Origin of the sequence: Kocuria dechangensis, assembly GCF_014636775.1 — a bacterium.
In the GTDB taxonomy this organism is placed as follows: domain Bacteria; phylum Actinomycetota; class Actinomycetes; order Actinomycetales; family Micrococcaceae; genus Kocuria; species Kocuria dechangensis.
In genome coordinates this window covers 1-5,051 of the sequence record NZ_BMEQ01000059.1, presented here as the reverse complement: position 1 = coordinate 5,051, position 5,051 = coordinate 1, and the positions used below count along the sequence as shown (strand labels likewise).

The following is a 5,051-nucleotide window of genomic DNA, read 5'->3' as shown; positions in this document are numbered from 1 at the left end:
AGAAGCGCCGGCACGGGGAGTTCCAGGCGATCACCGGCTCCGAGCGCGGGGCGGCCTACTTCGCCGAGTCCTACACCGGCTGGCCGGACACCAGCTCCCAGCCGCGCCGAAGCGCTTCGGAGAGTGAGCTCCTGCAGCGGCTCTGAGCTCCGGGGGACGGGCCCGGTGGCACTGCGACCCAGTGCCACCGGGCTCCCTTCGTGGAGGCGCCGGCACGACGATGCCCGCCACCGGTCGCGCAGGCCCGGTGGCGGGCATCGTCGTGAGCTGCGTCGAGAACGAGCGGCGGCCCGTGACGGGCTAGGCGACCACCGCTTCTCCGGCGGGCTCGTGGGCCACGGACCGGTCGGCGACGGTGCAGCCGGCCAGGTACCCCATGGTCATGATGGGCCCGAGGGTCGCGCCCGCGCCGGGGTAGCCCGCGGCGAAGGCGCTCTCCGTGGCGTTGCCGGCGGCGAACAGGCCCGGGATCGGCCGGTCGTCCACGTCCAGGACGCGGCCGCGGCCGTCGGTGGCGATGCCGCCGTTGGTGCCGAACGCGCCGTTGACGACCTCCAGGGCGTAGAACGGCCCCTTCTCCAGCGGCCCCAGGGACGGGTTGGGCCAGGGGCACGCCTCGTCACCCCAGTACCGGTCGTACGCGCTCTCCCCGCGACCGAAGTCCGGGTCCTCCCCCTTGGCGGCGAACTCGTTGAAGCGCCCGACGGTCGCGGCGAGGTTCCCGGCGGGGACGCCGATCTTCTCGGCCAGCTCCTCCAGGGTCTCCCCCTGGACGAGGTACTCCGGGGTGGGCATGCCCGCACGGTGGGCCAGGATGCCGTAGCGCTCGAGGTAGCCCTGGTCGAAGACCACGTGCGCGGGGGTGTTGAGCGTCTGGTTGTTGGCCGAGTCCCAGGACTGCAGGCACCGGGCGAGGTCGTTGTAGTTCTGGGACTCGTTGGCGAATCGCCGGCCGTGGCGGTTGATCATGATCGACCCCGGCCCCTGCCGCTCGAAGCGCAGCAGCGTGCCGATCGCCTGGCCGTCCCGGGTGTCGCCGGTGACGGACATCGGCGCCCACCAGGCCTCCCGCGTGCCGCGCGTCTGCCCGCCGAGACGCTGGACCATCTTCAGCCCGTCGCCGGTGTTCGAGGGAGGGGAGCACATGGTGTGGAGCCGCGAGGCCAGCATCGAGTCGGCCAGCTTCCGGTCCCACTCGAAGCCGCCCGTGGCGACCACCACGCCGGCTCCCGCGGCAACCGTCTCGCCGCTCTCCAGCTCCACGCCGGTGACCCGCTCCCCCTCGGTCAGCAGCCGGGTGACCCGGGCCTGGACGGCCAGGGTCACGCCGTCCCGCAGGCAGCTGGCCAGCAGCATCGACACCAGCGCCTGGCCCTTGGCCACCATCCCCGCCGCATCACGCTCCTGCAGCCTGTCCCAGGGGAACTTCGTGAAGGCGCCCCACTCCTCGTACTCCTGCATGGTGAACGGCAACCGCCCGTCCGTGCGCACGTGCTCGCGCAGCGCCCCCAGGGCCTCCTGCGCGTTGAACAGATGCGGCTCGATCGTCCGGCCTCCGTCCACAGCCCCGGGCAGGTCCTGTCGGTAGTCCGGGAAGTTGTCCAGGAAGATGAACCGGACCCCGCACTCCTCCTCCACGAAACGCAGCATCGCGTCCCCGTGCTCCAGCGCCGCGTCCACTAGCTCGTCGCGACCACGGCCGCGGGCCACGGCGCGGACGTACTGGTGGGCCGCCTCCAGGGAGTCCTCCAGCCCGGCTTCGCGCGCGTGGTGGTTGGCCGCCACCCAGAGCATGCCCCCGGAGACGGCAGAGGTGCCCCCGAGCAGCCCGGCCTTCTCCAGGACGATCACCGACCTGCCGGAGCGAGCGGCCGTGGCTGCCGCGGTCAGGGCACCGGCACCGGATCCCACCACGACCACGTCGTAACGATCCTCAAGGGTTCCGTTCAGAGTTTGCATCAATACGCCTTCCAGGTTCTCGCGCTGCGGATGCATGGCCCCGGCTCCGTCGAGGCGGGCGCCGGAGGCGCAAACCCTGAGGAAACGTGCCGAGGTGACCCATGTCTCACACCACAGTGACAGCGGCCACGGCGAGGACGGCCCGTGATTCCCGATGAACGGGGGTTCTCAGATCACGGGTGAAGGACGGACCGACACCTCGGAGCAGCGGGCGGAGACCATCCCTGACCGCAGTTCGGCCCCGAGGACCGCGGCGCGGTCCTCGGGGCCGAACTGCGGTCCTCGGGCCGGGGGTCACAGCATGCTGGTGTTGATCCGCTTCTGGTGCCTGCGGGCGATGTCGTGGGCCCGGAACGGCCGGTGCGGACGCTCCCGGTGCGGCGGCTCCTGCCCCTCGTGGACGAGCGCCACCGGGCACGACGGGCCCCCGTCCGCCCGGTGCGCCGTGGCGTCGAGCACCTCGGCGAAGGCGTCGCGCTCGTCGGTGCCCACCACCAGCAGGGCGGCGCCGTCGGAGGCCACGACGAGCGCCTCCGCGGCGCCCTCGGCCACGGAGCGCGACTCGAGGTCCGCCGGGAGGCACGCGAAGGCCCTGTGCAGCAGCGCCTCCGTGGCACTCCGGGGGTCCTGGGTCGCGGGTTCGACGCTGTGCAGCACGTGCAGGTGGGCGCCCCGGAGCTCCGCCTCGGCGGCGGCCCAGCGCAGGGCCGCGACGGAGGCGCGACCGCCGTCGACGGCCACCACCACGCGGTCCGGGCTCGTGCAGAACGGGACGTCCTCGTCGGCCTGTGGTGTCATGGCGTGGTCCTCCCCCGTGGGCCCCGGGCGCCGCGCGCGGACACCCCTTGAGGCACGAAGGTGGACCTGACCGGGCCCGGAGTCAAGGGGTCCGGCCGATACCGCCGGGTAGGGCCGGAGCCTCCGTCACGGAGCGTCACCTACTGCCCGGTCGGCCGGGACCTCCGCCCAGCGGTTCAGGGCTCGGCGGGGCCCTCGGCCGGCGGGGCCCCGGCACGGCGCTTCGGGGTGCCGGCGATGCGCAGGGCGGCCGCGACGACCAGCAGCGCGAACGCCGTGTAGTAGAGCCACACCGCGGGGTAGAGGGCGGGGATCGTGCCGCTCCAGCCCACGAGCGTGAGGACGAGCAGCAGGGCTCCGGCGACCAGCAGCGCCAGGTGCGCGGTGCCGAACGCGCCGGGCCGGCCGCGGCCGGCGAGGAAGATCGCCAGCCCCGCGAAGAAGATCGGGAAGAGCATCTGGCCCACCACCGTGATGCCGTTCTGGTGGTACTCGAAGCGGCCGAGCGCCTGGAGCACAGCGGTGGCGGCGAGGAGCAGGGGTGCGGGCACGGACTTCATGGGGACCTGTTCTGTACGGGCTCGACGGCGGGACGGTGACGGGAGGAAGGGCGACGGGTGGGACTGCGGGGACGGCGGGGCGGCCGCGGGCCAGTCTAGCGAGCGACCCGGAGCGGAGCCCGTCCGGTGCTCAGTCCAGCAGGAGGACCTCGACCGGGGTCCCCGCCGGCAGCTCGGCGTCGCCCGGCGGCAGCACGGCGAGGGCGTTCGCCCGGGCGGCGGCGGCAAGCAGGTGCGACCCGGGCCCGCCCGCCATCCGCACGGTCGTCCCGTCCCACAGGGCCCGCCGGACCTGCGTCCTGGTGGGCAGGGGCCGGGCCGCCTGCGCGAGGGGGCCGGTCAGGCTCGCCCGGGCGGCGGGGGCGCCGACGACCTCGGTGAGCGCGGGCCGGACGAACATCTCGAAGGACACCAGCGCGCTGACGGGGTTGCCCGGCAGGCACAGGAACGGGACGCCGTGGGCCAGCGCCACGCCCTGCGGCCCGCCGGGCTGGACGGCCACGTGCACGAACGCCCCGCCGGGCTCCAGCACCTGCCGCACCACCTCGTAGGCGCCCTCGCTCACCCCGCCCGAGGAGACGAAGAGGTCGGGGGCCAGTGCGGCGTCGGCGGCGAGCCGGGCGGTGAAGGCCTCGGCGTCGTCGGGCACGAGGTGCGCACCCACCACCTCGACGCCCGCCTCCTCGAGCTGGGCCCGCAGGATCGCGGCGTTGGCGTCGTAGATCTGGGCGGGGCCGCGCTCCGCGCCGGGGGCCACGACCTCGTCCCCCGTCGAGTAGACGACGGCCCGGGGCCGCGCCCGCACGGCCAGCTCGGCCACGCCCAGGGCGGCCGCGAGCCCGATCCGCGCGGGGGTCAGCCGCTGCCCCGCGCGCAGGGCCGGATCGCCCTGCGCCACGTCCTCCCCGGCGCGGCGCACGAACCGCCCGGGACGCTGGCCCGCCGGGAGCCGGACGGTCGCACCCGGCACCGGGTACGCCCGGGGCAGGGCCTCCTCGACGGGCACCACCGCGTCCGCGCCGGGCGGGAGCGGGGCCCCGGTCATGATGGGCGCGGCCCGGCCGGGCGCCAGGGGCCCGGGGACGTGCCCGGCCGGGACGGGCTCGACGACGACGAACGCCGCGCTCCCGCCCTCCCCCGCCGCCGCGCGGCTGTCCGCGGCGCGGATGGCGAAGCCGTCCATCTGCGAGTTGTCGAAGGGCTGCAGGCTCAGGGGCGCCACGAGGTCCCGGGCCAGGACCCGCCCGAGCGCCCGCCGCAGGGGGACGGTCTCGGTCCGCGGGACGAGGTCCCGCAGGACGTCCGCCACGGCCCGGCGGTGCTCCTCGACGCTGCGGACGGGGTGCTCGGCGTGCCTGCTCATCCTCCCAGCGTAGGCGCAGGCCCGGCCCGCGCGGAGCCTGGCAGAATCGGGGCCATGACGCGGCTCGACGCGACCGCCGCTCCGGCTCCGGCTCCGGCTCCGGCTCCGGAGGGAGGGGACGCGCCGTGACGGCGGAGCATTCTCAGCGTCCTGGCCGCTGACTACACTGGACGGACCCGACCGTCGCCGGTCCCCCGGCGCGCCGACCGACCACCCCTGAGGCGGTGAGATGAGCGTTTCCCTGGGACTCCCGCAGCTCCGCAGTGCCGGTCCGGCCCCCAGCGGCGCGCCGCGGGAGGCGGGGCTGGTGGACCGCCACGGCCGCCGCGCCACCGATCTGCGGGTCTCCGTGATCGACAAGTGCAACCTGC

4 protein-coding genes are annotated in these 5,051 nt (G+C 75.2%); all 4 read right to left on the bottom strand.

The window, feature by feature from the left end; translation table 11 throughout:
- Window positions 1-300: 300 nt before the first annotated feature.
- The 4 genes from chcC1 to IEW07_RS20500 all read right to left on the bottom strand — a co-directional run bounded on the left by chcC1 (window position 301) and on the right by IEW07_RS20500 (window position 4,680).
- Window positions 301-1,959 carry a 4-oxocyclohexanecarboxylate 2-dehydrogenase gene (gene chcC1, locus IEW07_RS20515; protein WP_188540626.1) on the bottom strand — a complete coding sequence of 553 codons (1,659 nt, stop codon included), beginning with the start codon at window positions 1,957-1,959 and terminating at the stop codon, window positions 301-303.
- Window positions 1,960-2,253: 294 nt separating this feature from the next.
- A complete protein-coding gene (locus tag IEW07_RS20510) occupies window positions 2,254-2,757 on the bottom strand; it encodes a universal stress protein (RefSeq protein ID WP_188540624.1) in 504 nt (167 codons plus the stop codon).
- Window positions 2,758-2,933: 176 nt separating this feature from the next.
- A complete protein-coding gene (locus tag IEW07_RS20505) occupies window positions 2,934-3,317 on the bottom strand; it encodes a hypothetical protein (protein WP_188540622.1) in 384 nt (127 codons plus the stop codon).
- Between the two features lie 130 nt (window positions 3,318-3,447).
- Complete coding sequence (locus tag IEW07_RS20500) at window positions 3,448-4,680, bottom strand: molybdopterin molybdotransferase MoeA (protein ID WP_188540620.1); 1,233 nt, start codon at window positions 4,678-4,680, stop codon at window positions 3,448-3,450.
- Between the last annotated feature and the right edge of the window lie 371 nt (window positions 4,681-5,051).

Excerpts from the sequence above, each read along its gene's own strand:
- chcC1 (WP_188540626.1), bottom strand. The coding sequence starts at position 1,959 with ATGCAAACTCTGAACGGAACCCTTGAGGATCGTTACGACGTGGTCGTG.
- IEW07_RS20510 (WP_188540624.1), bottom strand. The coding sequence starts at position 2,757 with ATGACACCACAGGCCGACGAGGACGTCCCGTTCTGCACGAGCCCGGAC.
- IEW07_RS20505 (WP_188540622.1), bottom strand. The coding sequence starts at position 3,317 with ATGAAGTCCGTGCCCGCACCCCTGCTCCTCGCCGCCACCGCTGTGCTC.
- IEW07_RS20500 (WP_188540620.1), bottom strand. The coding sequence starts at position 4,680 with ATGAGCAGGCACGCCGAGCACCCCGTCCGCAGCGTCGAGGAGCACCGC.